The sequence below is a fragment of the Sphingobium sp. VMM genome, assembly GCF_056790315.1.
The window spans coordinates 24,295-38,644 of sequence record NZ_JBXGSI010000008.1 but is presented as its reverse complement, the minus strand read 5'-3'; the positions used below and the strand labels follow the sequence as shown (position 1 = coordinate 38,644).

The 14,350-nt window shown below is 66.1% G+C and carries 20 protein-coding genes; 6 read left to right on the top strand and 14 right to left on the bottom strand.

Annotated features, from left to right (window positions below; genetic code table 11):
• Window positions 1-47 precede the first annotated feature (47 nt).
• From ACUCV3_RS11835 to ACUCV3_RS11825, 3 genes are all read left to right on the top strand, one after another.
• Window positions 48-2,801 carry an ATP-dependent DNA helicase gene (locus ACUCV3_RS11835; protein ID WP_279729603.1) on the top strand — a complete coding sequence of 918 codons (2,754 nt, stop codon included), beginning with the start codon at window positions 48-50 and terminating at the stop codon, window positions 2,799-2,801.
• Window positions 2,802-2,891: 90 nt separating this feature from the next.
• Window positions 2,892-3,434, top strand: a complete 543-nt coding sequence (locus ACUCV3_RS11830; RefSeq protein ID WP_279729604.1) for a SixA phosphatase family protein — start codon at window positions 2,892-2,894, stop codon at window positions 3,432-3,434.
• Window positions 3,435-3,436: 2 nt separating this feature from the next.
• Window positions 3,437-3,961, top strand: a complete 525-nt coding sequence (locus ACUCV3_RS11825; protein ID WP_214863694.1) for a GNAT family N-acetyltransferase — start codon at window positions 3,437-3,439, stop codon at window positions 3,959-3,961.
• A 6-nt stretch (window positions 3,962-3,967) separates the two neighbouring features.
• Here ACUCV3_RS11825 and ACUCV3_RS11820 read toward each other — a convergent pair whose 3' ends face one another.
• The 5 genes from ACUCV3_RS11820 to rpmF form a co-directional block, all read right to left on the bottom strand.
• Complete coding sequence (locus tag ACUCV3_RS11820) at window positions 3,968-4,312, bottom strand: MerR family transcriptional regulator (RefSeq protein WP_010336848.1); 345 nt, start codon at window positions 4,310-4,312, stop codon at window positions 3,968-3,970.
• An 82-nt stretch (window positions 4,313-4,394) separates the two neighbouring features.
• Complete coding sequence (gene ihfA, locus ACUCV3_RS11815; RefSeq protein WP_004209953.1) at window positions 4,395-4,691, bottom strand: integration host factor subunit alpha; 297 nt, start codon at window positions 4,689-4,691, stop codon at window positions 4,395-4,397.
• A gap of 125 nt (window positions 4,692-4,816) precedes the next feature.
• Window positions 4,817-5,785: a beta-ketoacyl-ACP synthase III gene (locus ACUCV3_RS11810; protein ID WP_037490861.1), complete on the bottom strand. Its 969-nt coding sequence runs from the start codon at window positions 5,783-5,785 to the stop codon at window positions 4,817-4,819.
• Window positions 5,782-6,807 (bottom strand): phosphate acyltransferase PlsX, encoded by a 1,026-nt coding sequence (plsX, locus tag ACUCV3_RS11805; protein WP_010336845.1) that lies wholly within the window; start codon window positions 6,805-6,807, stop codon window positions 5,782-5,784. Before plsX ends, ACUCV3_RS11810 begins: the two co-directional genes overlap by 4 nt.
• 66 nt (window positions 6,808-6,873) lie before the next feature.
• The gene (gene rpmF / locus ACUCV3_RS11800; RefSeq protein ID WP_004209950.1) at window positions 6,874-7,053 is read right to left on the bottom strand and encodes a 50S ribosomal protein L32; all 180 of its coding nucleotides are present in this window, start codon (window positions 7,051-7,053) and stop codon (window positions 6,874-6,876) included.
• Between the two features lie 206 nt (window positions 7,054-7,259).
• Between rpmF and ACUCV3_RS11795 the strand changes: the two genes are divergently transcribed.
• Window positions 7,260-7,688, top strand: coding sequence for an MAPEG family protein (locus ACUCV3_RS11795; RefSeq protein WP_026108754.1), 429 nt, complete (start codon window positions 7,260-7,262; stop codon window positions 7,686-7,688).
• On the opposite strand, the gene ACUCV3_RS11790 is transcribed toward ACUCV3_RS11795, so the two are convergent.
• From ACUCV3_RS11790 to ACUCV3_RS11770, 5 genes are all read right to left on the bottom strand, one after another.
• Entirely contained in the window at window positions 7,685-8,341 is a 657-nt protein-coding gene (locus ACUCV3_RS11790; protein WP_482240675.1) for an MBL fold metallo-hydrolase, read from the bottom strand. The genes ACUCV3_RS11795 and ACUCV3_RS11790 overlap by 4 nt on opposite strands.
• A 335-nt stretch (window positions 8,342-8,676) precedes the next feature.
• Complete coding sequence (locus ACUCV3_RS11785; protein WP_004209947.1) at window positions 8,677-9,102, bottom strand: RrF2 family transcriptional regulator; 426 nt, start codon at window positions 9,100-9,102, stop codon at window positions 8,677-8,679.
• A 94-nt stretch (window positions 9,103-9,196) separates the two neighbouring features.
• A complete protein-coding gene (locus ACUCV3_RS11780) occupies window positions 9,197-10,243 on the bottom strand; it encodes a glycerophosphodiester phosphodiesterase (RefSeq protein WP_279729607.1) in 1,047 nt (348 codons plus the stop codon).
• Window positions 10,240-10,596, bottom strand: a complete 357-nt coding sequence (locus ACUCV3_RS11775) for an ArsC family reductase (protein ID WP_004209945.1) — start codon at window positions 10,594-10,596, stop codon at window positions 10,240-10,242. Before ACUCV3_RS11775 ends, ACUCV3_RS11780 begins: the two co-directional genes overlap by 4 nt.
• 33 nt (window positions 10,597-10,629) lie before the next feature.
• The gene (locus tag ACUCV3_RS11770; protein WP_004209940.1) at window positions 10,630-11,010 is read right to left on the bottom strand and encodes a RidA family protein; all 381 of its coding nucleotides are present in this window, start codon (window positions 11,008-11,010) and stop codon (window positions 10,630-10,632) included.
• 166 nt (window positions 11,011-11,176) lie between these two features.
• On the opposite strand from ACUCV3_RS11770, the gene ACUCV3_RS11765 reads away from it, so the two are divergent.
• Window positions 11,177-11,491 (top strand): hypothetical protein, encoded by a 315-nt coding sequence (locus tag ACUCV3_RS11765; protein WP_004209937.1) that lies wholly within the window; start codon window positions 11,177-11,179, stop codon window positions 11,489-11,491.
• A 3-nt stretch (window positions 11,492-11,494) separates the two neighbouring features.
• Here ACUCV3_RS11765 and ACUCV3_RS11760 read toward each other — a convergent pair whose 3' ends face one another.
• A complete protein-coding gene (locus ACUCV3_RS11760) occupies window positions 11,495-11,911 on the bottom strand; it encodes a globin domain-containing protein (protein ID WP_279729608.1) in 417 nt (138 codons plus the stop codon).
• 151 nt (window positions 11,912-12,062) lie between these two features.
• Between ACUCV3_RS11760 and ACUCV3_RS11755 the strand changes: the two genes are divergently transcribed.
• Window positions 12,063-12,671 carry a thermonuclease family protein gene (locus ACUCV3_RS11755; protein WP_279729609.1) on the top strand — a complete coding sequence of 203 codons (609 nt, stop codon included), beginning with the start codon at window positions 12,063-12,065 and terminating at the stop codon, window positions 12,669-12,671.
• 31 nt (window positions 12,672-12,702) lie between these two features.
• On the opposite strand, the gene ACUCV3_RS11750 is transcribed toward ACUCV3_RS11755, so the two are convergent.
• From ACUCV3_RS11750 to ACUCV3_RS11740, 3 genes are all read right to left on the bottom strand, one after another.
• Window positions 12,703-13,389 (bottom strand): glycine zipper 2TM domain-containing protein, encoded by a 687-nt coding sequence (locus ACUCV3_RS11750; protein ID WP_482240646.1) that lies wholly within the window; start codon window positions 13,387-13,389, stop codon window positions 12,703-12,705.
• Between the two features lie 263 nt (window positions 13,390-13,652).
• Window positions 13,653-13,847, bottom strand: coding sequence for a hypothetical protein (locus tag ACUCV3_RS11745; RefSeq protein ID WP_278983449.1), 195 nt, complete (start codon window positions 13,845-13,847; stop codon window positions 13,653-13,655).
• 54 nt (window positions 13,848-13,901) lie between these two features.
• Window positions 13,902-14,156, bottom strand: a complete 255-nt coding sequence (locus ACUCV3_RS11740; protein WP_010336834.1) for a hypothetical protein — start codon at window positions 14,154-14,156, stop codon at window positions 13,902-13,904.
• Between the last annotated feature and the right edge of the window lie 194 nt (window positions 14,157-14,350).

Genomic DNA, 14,350 nt, shown 5'->3' with positions numbered 1-14,350 from the left:
GGCGCATTTCGGTTTCCCTTTTGTTCGCCTTGCCCTAAGCCGGGCGGGTGATCGATCCTGCTGTCCTGCCCGCCCTCCATGCCAGCCATGGCGGCATCTGGCTGCGCGAAGGCAGCCGCACCATGGGCGTCGCCAAGGGGCAGGCCATTGCCCGCACCGCCGAGACGCCGACGCTGCTGCTCAATGCACCGTTGACCGGCCAGCGGCTGGGCTATCCCGATCTCAACGGCCTCGACCTGCTGGAACTCTGGGCCTTCGTCCATCCCGCGCGCTTCCTGGTGCCCACGCCCAAGGGGCTGGCCGAGGCGCTGGACCTGCCGCAGCCGGGACAGGAAGGCGATATCCCGGCCCTGTTGCAAATGGCGGCGCGCGCGCTGCTCGACCGGCTCGATTCCCCGGAATGGAAAGAAAGAGAGGGTGGCTGGACTGCGGCGCAGGCGCTGCACCGGCTGCGCTGGCCCTGGTCGCCGCTGGTCGCGCCGCGCATCAGCCGCCCGGCCGAGGCGGAACGCTGGCTCTTTTCCAAGCTGCCCGAATGGGAAGAAGCCGCGCCCCGCCCTACCCCGCGCACCGTCGCGATGGAGGAGGAGGCCGTGCTGGCGCGGCTCGACAGCCTGACCGGACCGAGCGCCGAACCCCGCCCCGGCCAGCGCGCCTATGCCGCCGCCGCGATGGAGGCTTTTCGCCCGCGCACGCATCGCGACCAGCCCAATATGCTGCTGGCGGAAGCCGGCACCGGCATCGGCAAGACGCTGGGCTATCTCGCCCCCGCCTCGCTCTGGGCCGCGCAGGCGCAGGGCACGGTGTGGATATCCACCTATACCAAGGCGCTGCAACGCCAGCTCGACCGGGAATCGCTGCGCCTGTTCCCCGATCCGGCGACCGCCGCGCGACGCGTGGTGGTGCGCAAGGGGCGGGAAAATTATCTCTGCCTGCTCAATCTGGAAGATGCGTTGCAGGGCGGCTTTGCCGGCCGCGCCGCCATATTGGCGCAACTGGTCGCGCGCTGGGCCGCCTTCTCCAAGGATGGCGACATGGTCGGCGGCGACCTGCCCGGCTGGCTGCCCATTCTGTTCCGGCGCAACGGCTCCACCGCGCTGACCGACCGGCGCGGCGAGTGCATCTATGCCGGCTGCCCGCATTACCGGAAATGCTTCATCGAACGGTCGGCGCGGGCATCGGCCGAGGCGGACATCGTCATCGCCAATCATGCGCTGGTGATGATCAACGCCGCGCGCGGCCGCGAGACCGGGCAGCGCCCGCAGCGCATCGTCTTCGACGAGGGCCATCACCTGTTCGACGCCGCCGATTCGACCTTTTCGGTTGCGCTATCGGGGCAGGAGGCGATCGAACTGCGGCGCTGGGTGATGGGACCGGAAGGCGGATCGCGCGGCCGCCGCCGGGGCCTGGCCGCGCGCCTGTCGGACCTTGCCAGCTATGACGAGGAAGGGGGCGAGGCGATCCGCACCGCGGTCGAAGCCGCCCGCGCTTTGCCCGCCGATGATTGGCTGAAGCGCATCCTGGCCGGCGAGCCTTTCGGTCCGCTGGAGGAATTGCTCGCCACGGTGCGCGGCACCGTTTTCGCGCGCGCCGCCGACAGCGGCGAGGCGGATGCCGGCTATGGGCTGGAAACCGAACTGGCCGAACCCGATGGACCGCTGGTTGAGGCGGCACAGGAAGCGGCGATCGCGCTCGATGCGCTGTTGAAGCCGCTTGTCCGCCTGTCCAAGCGGCTGGAAGCGGTGCTGGAGGATGCCCCCGATTGGCTCGACGGCGCGGCGCGGGCGCGGATCGAAGGGGCGATCGGATCGCTCGGCTGGCGCCGCGACCTGATCAGCGCCTGGCTGGCGCTGCTGGCGCGGATCGGCGGCCCGGCCGACCCCGATTTCGTCGACTGGATGACCGTCGACCGGGTCGAGGGGCGCGAATATGATATCGGCCTGCACCGCCACTGGCTCGACCCGACCCGGCCGCTGGCCGAGGCGGTGCTGCAACCCGCGCAGGGCGTGATCGTCACTTCCGCCACGCTGAAGGGTGGTGGCGACTGGTCCAATGCCGAAGCCCGCAGCGGCGTCACCCACCTGCCCCACAGCGCCGAGCGGTTCGAGGCGGCCAGCCCGTTCGACTATCCCGATCGCGCCGAAGTGCTGATCGTCACCGACATCAAGCGCGGCGACATCGCCGCCATGTCGGGCGCCTATGCCCGGCTGATCGAGGCATCGGGTGGCGGCACGCTGGGCCTGTTCACCGCGATCCGGCGGCTGCGGGCGGTGCATGCGCGCATCGCCGACCGGCTCGCCCGCGCCGGCCTGCCGCTCTATGCCCAGCATGTCGATCCGATGGATACCGGCACATTGGTCGATATCTTCCGCGACGATCCGCGCGCATCGCTGCTGGGCACAGATGCGCTGCGCGACGGCGTCGACGTGCCCGGCCATTCGCTCCGGCTGGTGGTGATGGAGGGCGTGCCCTGGTCCAAGCCGACCGTGCTGCATGCCGCCCGGCGCCTAGCGGGGGGTGGCAGCGCCTATGACGACCGGCTGATCCGGGCGCGGCTGGCGCAGGCGTTCGGCCGGCTGATCCGCCGCGCCGAGGACAAGGGCAGTTTCGTGATCCTGTCCGCCGCCATGCCGAGCCGACTGCTGAGCGCCTTCCCGCCCGGCACGCCGATCCGCCGGCTGACGCTGGACGAGGCGATCATCGCCGTCAGCGCAAAGATGCAGGCGCGGGACATGCAGGACGCTGGTCTTGGCGACCGAACAAGGTTAGGGCATCAGGGAAGCGAACCCGGCATGCGGTGACCCGACAGGGCACGGCGCCTTTGTTTTCTGCGTTTTTGCGAGTCGGCCGGAGATACCCGCCGCGACAAGGCGCGAGGAGCTGGAGCGAGAATGAAGCGGTTGACCCTGTTGCGCCATGCCAAGTCCGATTGGGACGATCCGGTCGCGCGGGATTTCGACCGGCCGCTCAATCGCCGGGGGGAAAAGGCCGCGCTGCTGATGGGCCAGTTCGCCGCGCGCAAGGATATGCGGTTCGACCTGCTGATCGCCTCCCCCGCTGCCCGCGTCGTGCAGACGCTCGACACCTTCTTCACCGGTTATGGCGAAACGCTGGACGCGCGCTGGGACCGGCGCATCTATCTGGCCTCTGCCCCGACCCTGATCGACGTGCTGCGCGATTTGCCGGACGAGGCGGACAGCGTGCTGATGGCAGGGCATAATCCCGGTTTCGAGGAACTGATCCTGAGCCTGGTCCCCGATGATCGCGCCAATCCGCTGCGCGAGGATGTGGAGATCAAATTTCCGACCGCCAGCATAGCGGTGATGGATCTCGCCATCGACCAGTGGGACGCGACGACGGACAAGTGCGGCACATTGCTGAGCTTCACCCGCCCCCGCGACCTGGACCCGGCGCTGGGGCCGGGATCGCGCTGAGCTTGACCACGCCGATTCACTGGCGGCCGGCTGTCGCCTCCGACGCCGCCGCATTGGCGATATTGGGCGGCGCCACCTTTCTGGCCAGCTTTGCCCATGACCATCCCGGCGAGGCGCTGGTCGCCCATATCCGCAAGGCGCATGGCGAGGACTATTATCGTGCAGCCCTCGCCGATCCGGCCCAGACGATCCTGATCGGCGAGACGCCATTGGGCGCGCCGGTGGGCTATGCACTGATCACGCCGCCCGACCTGCCGGTACCGACCGACGACCGGGCGGATGTCGAACTCAAGCGCATCTATCTGCTGAGCGGATGGCAGGGCGGCGGCAATGGCGATGCGCTGATGGCGCTGGTGCTGGCGGAGGCCCGGCGACGCGGCGCTCGCCGGCTGCTGCTGGCCGTCTATCCACAGAATGATCGGGCGCGGCGCTTCTATGCCCGGCATGACTTTGTCGAGATCGGCGAACTGACCTTCATGGTCGGGGACGTGCCGTTCCGCGACCTTGTCTATGCCCGGACGCTCTGAGCGGGATCAGCGACCCAAGGCGCGCGCCAGATCGGCCCGGATGGCTTCGAGCCGGGCGATCAGGTCCGGCTCCGGCGTCGCGGCGGGCAGCGGATCGACCGCTATGTCGTCCGTGCCATCGGCCAGCGCCTTCTGCGCGCCCTTGACCGTGAAGCCCTCGACATTGAGCAACTGGTTGATGCGCCGTGCCAGCGCCACATCGGCAGGACGATAGTAGCGCCGGTTGCCCGATCGCTGGAGCGGACGCAATTGCGGAAAGCGGGTTTCCCAATAGCGCAAAATATGTTGGGCAAGACCCAGCTCTGTCGCCAGTTCGCTGATGGTCAGAAATGCGCCCTCGGCCTTTTCCATGGGCGCGATGTTGCACCCATAGTCCCGTAAAGGTCAACTACGGTAAATATACGCCAATATTACAAAAGCTGACCGAATTGCCTCAGGTCGAGGCAACGCGGTCCCGCATCGTCTGGCTCGCGCGGAATGTGAGCACCCGGCGCGGCTCGATCGGCACCTCGATCCCGGTCTTCGGGTTGCGCCCCATGCGCTCATTCTTGTCGCGCAGGACGAAGGTACCGAAACTCGAAATTTTCACATTTTCGCCGCGCTCCAGCGCAGTCGACATATGTTCCAGGATCGATTCGACCAGTGCCGCCGCTTCCGCGCGGGACAAGCCAATGTGACGATTGACGCTCTCCGCCAGATCAGCGCGGGTCAGTGTGCCAGTGCCGGTCATCGCAAATCCCCAATGTGCCCCCCTGCATCATCTGCCAGGGCAAATGATTGCGACACAAATGTGATGCATGTTGGGTGATTCGGCAAGCAGGTCAGATACGTAGGGGAGATCGTTTCGCCGCCGTATCAGACCCGCAGGACGCAGGCGCCCCAGGTGAAGCCACCGCCCATCGCTTCCAGCACGATCAGATCGCCGGCCTTGATCCGGCCATCTCGGGTCGCCGCGTCCAGTGCCAGCGGCACCGAGGCGGCCGAGGTGTTGGCATGCTGGTCGACGGTGACGACGACCTTGTCCGGGGACAGTTTGAGCTTGCGCGCGGTCGCGTCGAGAATCCGGGCATTGGCCTGGTGCGGCACCAGCCAGTCGATGTCGGCGGGCGTCATCTCCGCCATCGCCATCACTTCCTTCAGAACGGTGGCGAGATTCACCACCGCATGGCGGAACACTTCCTGCCCCTTCATGCGGACCTTGCCCACGGTCTGGGTGGTCGAAGGACCGCCATCGACATAGAGAAGCTGGTTGTGGCGGCCATCGGCATGAAGTTTGGCGGCGAGGATGCCACGCTGGCCTTCCGCGCTTTCCTCCGCGCCGAGCACGACGGCGCCGGCACCATCGCCGAACAGCACGCAGGTCGCGCGGTCTTCCCAATCAAGGATACGGCTGAAGGTTTCCGCGCCGATCACCAGCGCGCGCTGCGCCGCGCCCGAGCGGATCATCGAATCGGCGACCGTCATCGCATAGAGGAAGCCCGAGCAGACGGCGGCGACGTCGAAGGCGACGCAATCATCGATGCCGAGCGCAGCCTGCACCAGCGTGGCGCTGGCTGGGAAGGTCTGGTCCGGGGTCGCGGTCGCCAGGATGATGAGGTCGATATCCTGCGCGGCGAGGCCGGCGGCCTCCAGCGCGCGCTTCGCGGCGTCGGTCGCCAGCGTGGTCGTGGTCTCCCCCTCGCCGGCGATATAGCGGGTGCGGATGCCGGTCCGCTCGACGATCCATTCGTCGCTGGTGTCGACGGTCTGCGCCAGTTCCGCATTGGTGACGACGCGTGCGGGCAGGGCCGAGCCCGTGCCCAGGAGAACGGATCGACGCATCACTTGACGGGCAGCTCCAATTTGGACGCGACGGCGGACAGATCCTGCACCCCGGCCATGTCGGCGGCGATGCGTCGCGTGATATCCTCTTCCAGCAGGCGGGCGGCGACATGCACCGCATTGGCCACGCCCTTGGCATCGGCGCTGCCATGGCTTTTCACCACGACCCCGTTGAGGCCGAGGAAGACGGCGCCATTATGATTGTTGGGATCGAGATGATGCTTGAGCAGGTGCATCGCCGGCTTCGAGATCAGGAAGCCGATCTTGGACCGCAGCGAGCTGGAGAAGGCGCGGCGCAGCAGGTCGGCGACGAAGCGGGCGGTGCCCTCGGCCGTCTTGAGCGCGACATTGCCCGAGAAGCCGTCGCACACGATCACGTCGGTTTCGCCGCGGCCGATCTTGTCGCCTTCGGTAAAGCCGTCGAACGAGAATGGCAGGGTGTCGGCCGCGCGCAGCACGGCGGCGGCGTCACGAATCTCGTCCGTGCCCTTGAGCTCTTCGGTGCCGATGTTGAGCAACCGAACGCGCGGCCGCTCCAGATCGAGGGCGATACGGGCATAGGCCGCACCCATCACCGCGAACTGGACGAGATTGCGCGCATCGCACTCGGTATTGGCACCAAGGTCGAGCATGACGACATCATTGTCGCCAAGGGTCGGCAGCATCGCTGCCAGCGCAGGCCGATCGACACCGGGCATCGTGCGCAGCGCCAGCTTCGCCATCGCCATGAGCGCACCGGTATTGCCGGCGGAAACCGCCGCACCGGCATCACCCGACTTCACGGCGTTGATCGCCATGCTCATCGAGCTGCTCTTCTTGCGAATCGCGACGCTGGGCTTGTCCGTGCCCTCGACGATCGTATCGGAATGCACGACTTCCGACGCCGCCCGCAAATTGGGGTGGTTGTCGAGAGCCGCCTTGATCCGGGTCTCGTCGCCGAAAAGGGTGAAGCGGAGTCCTTCGTGCCGGCGACGGGCAAGCGCAACGCCTGCCATCATCACCCGCACGCCTTCATCCCCGCCCATCGCGTCAATTGCGATTCGCGGTTGGCTGGACACTGAGATCACCCCTTTGCGGAGATCGAAAAAGTCTTACGCCCCGACGGCGATAACTTCGCGGCCGTTATAATGGCCGCACGCGTCGCACAGATTGTGGGGACGCTTCAGTTCACCGCAGTTCGAGCATTCCTGGAATGCTTCGACGCGCAGCGAATCGTGGCTGCGACGCATGCCACGCTTGGACGGGGAAGTTTTCCTTTTGGGGACAGCCATGTCGGCACCTGTTTCCGTAATTAAATCTGGTTATGCGACTGGCCGGTTTCCAAATGAGACGCCGACGGCACGGGTGCCGCAGACCATGCGGCCCGGTTGATCGCGAAGCCCTGCGCCTATAGCCGTTTTTGCAGATGGTGCAAGTCCTTCCTTGCCCGCCGGCCCGCCCCGCCTATGGTGGCGACCCGTCGAATAGGGGGATGCCCATGTTGTTGCCGATCACGCTTACACTGGCTGCGGCCTGTGCGCTCATCAATTTCTGGCTGGCGGTGCGCTGCGCGCGAATCCGCGTGGGCGCGAAGCTTCTGCACGGCGACTCGGGGAATATGCTGCTGGCGCGGCGGATGCGGGCGCACGCCAATTTCATCGAATATACGCCGATCGTGCTGATTCTCTTCGGCCTGATCGAAATGGCGATCGGCGCGCCGCTGTGGCTGTGGATCGGGGCGATGATCTATGCGCTGGCGCGAATCGCCCATGGCTTTGGCATGGACGCGGACAAGCCGACGGTCTGGCGCGCGGGCGGCGCGCTGCTGACCTGGATCGTGATGCTCGGCCTGGCGGTGGCGGCGCTCTATGTCGCCTATGGCGCGACTCGCGCCGTGCCTGCCCCGCCGGCGATGGCCCGCGTCTAACCGAGAACGGAGTCGGCCACATAGGGATTGGTCCGCCGTTCATAGGCGAAATTGCTCATCTCGCCATGGCCGGGGACGAAGGCGGTCTGGCCGCCGAGCGGCCAGAGCTTGCCGGTGATCGCATCGATCAAGTCCTGATGATTGCCGCGCGGGAAGTCGGTGCGGCCGATCGAGCCCTTGAACAGCACGTCGCCCACGATCGCGAGCTGGCTCGGCGCATGGTGGAAGACGACATGGCCCGGCGTGTGGCCAGGGCAATGATAGACGTCGAAGGTTAGATTGCCGACCGTCACCTGGTCGCCATCGACCAGCCAGCGATCCGGCTCGAAACGCTCACCCGGAATGCCCCAGCGTTCGCCATCCTGCGGCAGCCGGTCGATCCAGAAGCGATCCTCCTCATGCGGCCCTTCGATCGGGACATCGAGGTCGCGGGCCAGCATGCCGGCCTGGCCGCAATGGTCGATATGGCCATGGGTGACGAGGATCTTCTCGATCGTGACGCCATGCTGCGCCGCCGCCTTCTTCAGCACCGGCAGGTCGCCGCCCGGATCGACAAAGGCGCCGCGCATCGTTTCCGTACACCAGAAGAGGGTGCAGTTCTGCTGCAGCGGGGTAACGGGGATCAGGGCGGCTTTGAGCGGCGGCGTGGTCATGGCGCTGATGTGGCGAAGCGGCGTGGCGAGCGCAAGGGCGTCCGCACCGGAGCGATAGCCATCGCTTGCGAGAAAAAGGGCGAGCTGCAAAACAGGGGATATGGCGATAGCAGCGATCGTACTGGCAATATTAGTGGCAGCACTGGGCAGCGCTATCGTTCTTAGCCGTCGCTGGAACGCAGCCATCGGCATATTGGGCGGGCTGGCTATAGGGATCATATGCTGGGCCAGCATTTCGGCGGCTATGTTCTATTGGTTCATCGTCGGCTGACGCCAGGCCCACAGCGCTGAATGGATCCCGAAACGAGTTCGGGATGACGCCGTTTAGGATTCCCCTACCCTAGCCCCTCGGCCGCGAAGGGTTCGGCGAGGCTGATGCTGTCGAGTACCTTGGCGGTTTCGTCGCGCACGCGCAGCATCACCCGGTGCAGGCGACATTCGCTTTCGGGCAGGCAGTTGGTGCAGCTTTCATGGGCGAAGCGGCTGGCGCACGGGGTGAGCGCAAGCGAGCCGCGGGTCAGGCGCACGATGTCGCCATAGCTGATGTCGACCGGCGCCAAGGCCAGCCAATAGCCGCCGTCGCGGCCGCGCTGGGTCGCCACCAGCCCTTCGCGCGACAATTCGGACAGGATCACCGTCAGGAATTTCGCCGGGATATTCTGGCGCGTCGCAATCTCGTTGAGGGGCACGGGCCCCTGGCGATAGCGGTCGGCAAGATGCTGGAGCGCGCGGATGGCGTAACGGGTCTTCTGGGACAGCATGGTCTGTTCGTTATTCGCCTGCGGCCCGGCTTTGGCAAGTCGAGCCGCAGGGTAGAGAAGGGAAAATCCGCTTTAATTTATGCGATGTTGCCGATCAGGGCTGCGTGCTGCTCAGAGCGTCGCGCGCCTGCCTGGGGAAATCGCTGAAAATGCCGTCGACGCCGGTCGCGGCGATCGCCTGGACATAGCCGGCAAAGTCGCCCCGCCCCTGCGGATCGTCCGGCCGCTTATACTGGTCGGGCAGGAAGCTGTTTTCCATCCGCAGCGTCCAGATATGAACCTGAAGCCCGGCATCATGGGCGCGACCGACCAAAGCCGTCGCCCCTTCGGGCGCCAGCACCATGGCAGCGGACGGGCCGAGGCCGGTGGCATAGCCGGCAATCGCCTCCAGCCCGGAGACGCTCATCATGTCGGCATAGCTGGTGCCGGGTTCATCGGCGGGGCCGCCTTCGGCATCGACGAGCTGGATGAGGCGCAGCCGGGTCGCTTCATGCAGGGCCTTGAGATTGCCGACCTCGAACGACTGGATGAAGACCGGATCGTCGGCATTGGTATAGCCATATTTGCCGAGCAGATCGAGCAGCGCCTGCTGGTGCGGCAGGCCGATGCCGGCGAAATAGCTGGGATGCTTGGTTTCGGGATAAAGGCCGATGCGACGATGCTGCTCCGCTTCCTTGGCGCGGACCAGCTTCAATATCTCCTCGAAGGTCGGGATGAGATAGAGGTCGTTGAAGCGGACATTAGCCGGGCGCAGATCAGGCAGGCGTTCGCGCGCCCGCAAGGTGCGCAGTTCGGCGAGGGTAAAATCCTCGGTGAACCAGCCGGTCATTTCTATGCCGTCGATCGTCTTCGTCGTCTTGCGATCGACAAATTCGGGATGGTCGGCGACGTCGGTGGTGCCGCCAATCTCATTTTCGTGCCGGGCGACCAGCACGCCATCCCTGGTCAGGACCAGATCCGGCTCGATATAGTCGGCGCCCTGATCGATCGCCCGCTCATAGCTGGCGAGCGTATGTTCGGGCCGCTCTCCGCTGGCACCGCGATGCGCGATGATCAGCGGGTCGGCGGCCCGGACGGCGGAAAGGGGGAGCAGGCCCATCATCAGCAATGCCCCGATGCCCAGCAGCCCCCGTCCGATCACGCCATCACGCCTTTCAGCGCGTTTTCATAGGTCGTCGCCTTGAAGCCGACGACCGTGCCCTTGCCAGTGTCGAGGATCGGGCGCTTGATCATCGAGGGGTTGGTGATCATCAGCAGGATCGCCTTGTCCGCGTCGATATGCGCCTTGTCCCCCGCGTCGAGCGCCTTGAAGGTGGTGCCGGAGCGGTTGAGGATGGTTTCCCAACCATGCTCCATCACCCATTCCTCCAGCTTTTCCTTGTCGACGCCGGCGACCTTATAGTCGTGGAAATTATAGGCGACGCGCTCATTATCCAGCCAGTTGCGGGCCTTCTTGATCGTGTCGCAATTCTTGATGCCGTACATGGTAATCATGATGGTTGGTCCCAGATTTTCTTTACAAGGGCGTTACCCTTTGAAGGCGGTGACTTCGATTTCGATCTTCATCTCCGGCTTGATGAGGCCAGCGACGACGCAGCTGGCGGCCGGGCGGATCTCGCCAAAGATGGGCGCGGTGGCCTTGCCCAGATCGTCCCAATAGGCAGGGTCGGTGATATAATAGGTGACGCGCACGACATCGGCAAAGGAGAAGCCGGCGTCTTCAAGCGCCTTGCCGATCACCTTGAGCGCGTTGACGCCCTGATCGACCACGCTTTCGGGCATGATCTTGGTTTCGGGATCGGTGCCGGTGGTGCCGGCAACGAAGCACCAGTCGCCCTGGACGACGGCGCGCGAATAGCCGACCTGCGCCTCGAAGGGCGAGCCGGAGGAAATGAGCTGGCGGGACATGGAGGGATTCCTGTTGCGATGCGAAAAGGATCGGGGCGAAAAGGATCGCATCGGCCTTTGCCGCCTTGGTTCCGCGCTGTCCAGTGCGTTTCCGGGCGCGCTTGCGCGGAACGGGAAAATGGGGTGATCGTTGGAGGGGGGACATGCCCCTGCAAGGAGACGCGCCATGACGATGTCCGACAATCGCCCCTTCCCCGACGAGAGTGAGGAAAATAGTGAACAGGCCGATGCCGGCACCCAGGCGAACGACGTCGCCGACGATGCGCTGGGCCGGACCAGCGACCTGAGCGAAGAGAGCGAGCATGGCGGGCGGCCCAACCCGGCGCAGATCATCCCCGACGATGTCCCCGACCTGGTCGACAAGATGAACGAGATGGACCGGTCTGGCTGGATCGACGAGGGCGCGTTCGACGGCGAGCCGCGCATGGACGACGAGGATGATGGCGAGGAGGACGAAATCCTCAACGAGGATGACGACTAGCCGCTAGGCGGGGTGCGCCTGTGCCGGCGCAAGGCCGAAATTGATCATGCCGCGCGCCATATGGCCGAGCGCTTCCGCCATGGCGTCGGCAATGTCGGGGTCGAGATCCTCCTGCAGGGCGATCGCGCAGGCCGCCGCGGTCGCCCATTGATCGGCCAGTTGCGGCGTGATCGGAAAGGCGCGGTGCAGCGACATGATGCAGGTGCCGCGCTGGAACCAGTCGCGTGGGCCGCCCAGCCAGCCGCACAGGAAGCGGGTGAGGCCGTGGCGCACGGCCGAGAGGTCGGCGGCATGAACGGCGCGCAGCTCGACATAGGCCGGGTCGCTTTCCAGCAGGTCATAGAAGCGGTTCGCGATGGCGCGGACGACCGGTTCGCCGCCGATGCGGACATAGGGGCTGGGCGGCGCGGCGGCGTTCATGCGGCAATCTCCATGGGCTGAGGCCGGCGCACCCTGCGCATCCCCTGCGCTTCCCACATTGATCCCGATCAAACGCCGGTTCGCCCCGAAATGGCGACAAGCCGGATCAGATTTAACCCTCTGTTTTTCCTGAACCTGCTAGGGGCGCGCCATGTCCAGACGCCCCGACCGATTCACCCCCGACCGCATCGACACACTCTGGCGCCGGGAGGCGGCGCGTGCCGGACAGGCGCGCTTTCGTCGCCCCGCACCCCAGCGCAGCGGCTTCAGCGGCAAGACACTGGGATTGGTGCTGGCGCTGGGGATGATGATCGGCTGGCAGGCGCCCGACTGGTGGGCGCGGCTGGCGCCCGAGATCGCGATGCCGACGGCGTCGACCGGCACCGCGCCGTCGAGCGCCAGCGCCGACCAGCTGTCGGCCGATTTCGGCTATTGCCATAGCGGCGGCGGGGCCAATTGCGTCGTCGATGGCGACACTTTCTGGTTCCGGGGCGAGAAATATCGGATCGCCGACATCGACACGCCCGAAACCCATGGGCCGCGCTGCCCGGAGGAAGGCGCGCTGGGCGCGCGGGCGACCAGCCGGTTGCAGCAACTGATGAATGCCGGCCCCTTCTCGCTGGAGATCGACGGGCGGGCGACCGACAAATATGGCCGGGCGTTGCGGATCGTGACGCGTGATGGCCAGTCGATCGGCCAGCAGCTTGTGGACGAAGGGCTGGCCCGGACCTGGGACGGGCGTCGCCACCCCTGGTGCTGAAAAAAGGGGGCGTCTTGGCCCCCCTTTCCGATCAGCGACAGCTGAGGCTGCCGCGGTCGATCTCGCGGCCGAGCAGCGCGCCGGCGCCGCCGCCGATCAATATGCCCGCCGTGTTGGAATAGCCGCGATCGAGCTGGCCGCCGATCAGCGCGCCGATCGCGCCGCCGATGATGAGGCCGGTGGTGCCGTCCGAACGGCGGCAATAATAGCGGTCGTCATAGCCGCGATAGATGCGCATGCTGCGGTCGACCCGGATCGGCGCATAGCCGCCGCGATAATAGCGGTCGGGGCGATAACGGCCGCCATAGCGCGGATCGGGCCGGTTCCAGTCATAGGCATAGACCGGCGGTCCAGGACGGCGATAGTTGCCACGGGGCGGCGGCGGGCGATGGTTGCCGGGACGGCCATATTGGAGCGGACGACCATTGCCGGGCCGGCCCGGCTGGGGCGGGCGGCCTGCCCCCGGCCGGCCGGGCTGGGGCGGCCGACCGACACCAGGGCGCGACGGCGGTCGCTGGGCATGATTGCCGCCATGGCTGGGCGGCCGATGCGCGTTGGAACCACCCGGACGGCCATGCTGGCTGCCACCGGGGCGATGATCGTTCGGCCGATGCTGGGCAGCAGCAGGCAGAGTGGAAATGGCCATCGCCCCAAGGGCGAGCGTGGCGATCATGGCCTTCAGGACATTGGCATCGCATCGGTCCTCCACTTTCCGCATCGACGGGATGCGGGTCAGAACAGTTTGCCGGGAACAATGTTGCATGATCGAAACAGAATGACGAGACCAAGCGCAGCACCCCTCCCCCGCAATAGGAAATGCTGCGCTTAACTTCGCATATTTCCCGCACATTCTGACATTTAATTTCCAACATTTGTCATTTTGGAACAAGTGAGCGTCAGAGACAGGCCCGACGCCGGACGGCAATATAGTCCGGCGGGAAGGAATAGGACAGCGCGCCCGCGACGCCCGCCCCGTGCCTTTCAGAGCGCGTTGGCGATGGCGGCGCGCTGGCTGTTGTCGAGGCCGTCCAGCGCCGCGGTCGCGGCCTGATCCGCGCCGGCCCGATCACCGCCATCGCTGCCCACGAACTGGATCGCGCTCAGCAGCACCAATATCGCCCAGAGCAGGGCCATCCAGCGGCTGGTGAAGAGGGAGCGGAGTCGGACGCCGAACATGGCGGCCGGTCTGGCATGGCGGCGGTTAAGGAAGCGTCACGCCCGCCACGTCGATCAGCCCGGCGCCGGCGGGAAGGCCGGGGCGCGGGACGGCAAGCCGGGTGGCGGGCTGGTCAGCAGCAGCCGGTCGAGCTGCGCATAGCCCAGGCAGCGATGGCAATAGGCAAAGTCGAAGGCCGTGTTGAGGATCCAGGCCTGGGTCGCGACATCCCAGGCCGCCCAGGCTTCGCGCGTAACCTGATCGCTGCCGCAGACATTGCAGACGAAGACGTAGAATGGCGGAGATGGGGGATCGACGGGGCTGGTCATGACCGGACCATAGCCCAGGGCATCGCCATTCCGGCGCGAGACTGGTCCGTTATGGACGCGATGCGGGGCGCTCCAGCAGCGCACAAAAAAGGGGAGGCGCTCCCCGCGCCTCCCCTCCCCTCGAACAGGTCGAAAGCCCTTTGCAAGCTGCCGTGATGCTGGCTGATCAGCAGCCTTAAACGCGTCAGCGCCGC

Coding starts and splice junctions, on each gene's coding strand:
- ACUCV3_RS11770 (WP_004209940.1), bottom strand. CDS start 11,010: ATGTCCCGCCAGCTCATTTCCTCCGGCTCGCCCTTCGAGGCGCAGGTC.
- ACUCV3_RS11820 (WP_010336848.1), bottom strand. CDS start 4,312: ATGGAAAAGGCCGAGGGCGCATTTCTGACCATCAGCGAACTGGCGACA.
- rpmF (WP_004209950.1), bottom strand. CDS start 7,053: ATGGCTGTCCCCAAAAGGAAAACTTCCCCGTCCAAGCGTGGCATGCGT.
- ACUCV3_RS11750 (WP_482240646.1), bottom strand. CDS start 13,389: ATGCGGAAAGTGGAGGACCGATGCGATGCCAATGTCCTGAAGGCCATG.
- ACUCV3_RS11830 (WP_279729604.1), top strand. CDS start 2,892: ATGAAGCGGTTGACCCTGTTGCGCCATGCCAAGTCCGATTGGGACGAT.
- ACUCV3_RS11765 (WP_004209937.1), top strand. CDS start 11,177: ATGACGATGTCCGACAATCGCCCCTTCCCCGACGAGAGTGAGGAAAAT.
- ACUCV3_RS11790 (WP_482240675.1), bottom strand. CDS start 8,341: ATGACCACGCCGCCGCTCAAAGCCGCCCTGATCCCCGTTACCCCGCTG.
- ACUCV3_RS11795 (WP_026108754.1), top strand. CDS start 7,260: ATGTTGTTGCCGATCACGCTTACACTGGCTGCGGCCTGTGCGCTCATC.
- ihfA (WP_004209953.1), bottom strand. CDS start 4,691: ATGACCGGCACTGGCACACTGACCCGCGCTGATCTGGCGGAGAGCGTC.
- ACUCV3_RS11785 (WP_004209947.1), bottom strand. CDS start 9,102: ATGCTGTCCCAGAAGACCCGTTACGCCATCCGCGCGCTCCAGCATCTT.
- ACUCV3_RS11740 (WP_010336834.1), bottom strand. CDS start 14,156: ATGACCAGCCCCGTCGATCCCCCATCTCCGCCATTCTACGTCTTCGTC.
- ACUCV3_RS11760 (WP_279729608.1), bottom strand. CDS start 11,911: ATGAACGCCGCCGCGCCGCCCAGCCCCTATGTCCGCATCGGCGGCGAA.
- ACUCV3_RS11775 (WP_004209945.1), bottom strand. CDS start 10,596: ATGATTACCATGTACGGCATCAAGAATTGCGACACGATCAAGAAGGCC.
- plsX (WP_010336845.1), bottom strand. CDS start 6,807: ATGGGCGGGGATGAAGGCGTGCGGGTGATGATGGCAGGCGTTGCGCTT.
- ACUCV3_RS11745 (WP_278983449.1), bottom strand. CDS start 13,847: ATGTTCGGCGTCCGACTCCGCTCCCTCTTCACCAGCCGCTGGATGGCC.
- ACUCV3_RS11755 (WP_279729609.1), top strand. CDS start 12,063: ATGTCCAGACGCCCCGACCGATTCACCCCCGACCGCATCGACACACTC.